1 protein-coding gene is annotated in these 1102 nt (G+C 71.3%); it reads right to left on the bottom strand.

Translation table 11 applies throughout. The features are described from left to right. Window positions 1-16: 16 nt before the first annotated feature. Window positions 17-922 carry a LysR family transcriptional regulator gene (locus PMI14_RS33260; RefSeq protein ID WP_007862321.1) on the bottom strand — a complete coding sequence of 302 codons (906 nt, stop codon included), beginning with the start codon at window positions 920-922 and terminating at the stop codon, window positions 17-19. Window positions 923-1102 lie beyond the last annotated feature (180 nt).

The following is a 1102-nucleotide window of genomic DNA, read 5'->3' on the forward strand; positions in this document are numbered from 1 at the left end:
CGGGGGCGGCTGCCGATCATCCAGCGGGCAGGTGCTGCCCGCGCGCGAACCAGTCCTTGAGAAAGGCCACGCACAGCGAGACCTTGCGCGGCACCAGCCGCCGCTCGGGGTAGATGGCGTAGAGCACCAGCGGCGGGCGCTCGACAGTGGGGAACAGCTCCACCAGGGTGCCCGCGGCGATCTCTTCGCGCGCCACGAAGTCGGGCAGCACGGCAATGCCCAGGTCGGCCATCACCAGGCGCTTGAGGAAGAGCGTGCTGTTGGCGCGCATGCGCGGGGCCACGCTGACATGCGTGTCGCCCGCCCAGCGCAGCGGCCAGCGCGCGCCGGCCGTGGCGTAGGCATACGCAAAGCAGGCATGGCCCGCCAGGCCGTCGGGCGACCCGGGGTGGCCCTGGCGTGCCAGGTAGGCCGGCGTGGCGCACACGTGCAGGTCGAACGCCGCGATGCGCTGGGCCGTGTAGCTCGAATCCTTGGGGTCGGTGGTGGCGCGCAGGCCCAGATCGAAGCCCTCGGCCAGCAGGTCCACGTGGCGGTCGCCGAGTTCCAGGTCGAGCTCGACCTGCGGGTGCGCAGCCGCAAAATCCGTGAGCGCCGCACCCAGGTCGGCCAGGCCCAGGGCCATGGGCGCGTTCAGCCGCAGCCGGCCTGCAGCTGCGCCTGCCGCACCCGCGGCCTCGGTGTCGGCCTCTTCCACGGCCAGCAGCACTGAGCGGGCCCGCTCCACATAGGCGGCGCCCACCTCGGTCATCGACACGCGGCGCGTGGTGCGGTGCACGAGGCGCGCGCCCAGGGTCGCCTCCAGCTCGGCAATGGCCTTGCTGGCGGCGGATGCGGACATGTCGAGCTCTGCCGCGGCGGCGGAGAAGCTTTCGAGCTCTGCCAGGCGGATCAGCAGGCGGAAGGTGGCGAGTCGTTCCATGGCCTGGACTGTAGCCGGGCTGCCGGGCTGGGCGGGTGCAGAGGGTTTCAAGGGGTTGGCACGGCCAACTGCCGCTTTGAGGGCGTGCTTTGGTTGAAGGCGGAGGCCGGGGTGTGCGCCCGGCGGCGCACCTACCTTCTTTTGCTTCGCCAAAAGAACGTAGGCCAAGAAAAGGCGACC

Source organism: Acidovorax sp. CF316 (assembly GCF_000276605.1).
Taxonomy (GTDB): domain Bacteria; phylum Pseudomonadota; class Gammaproteobacteria; order Burkholderiales; family Burkholderiaceae_C; genus Acidovorax.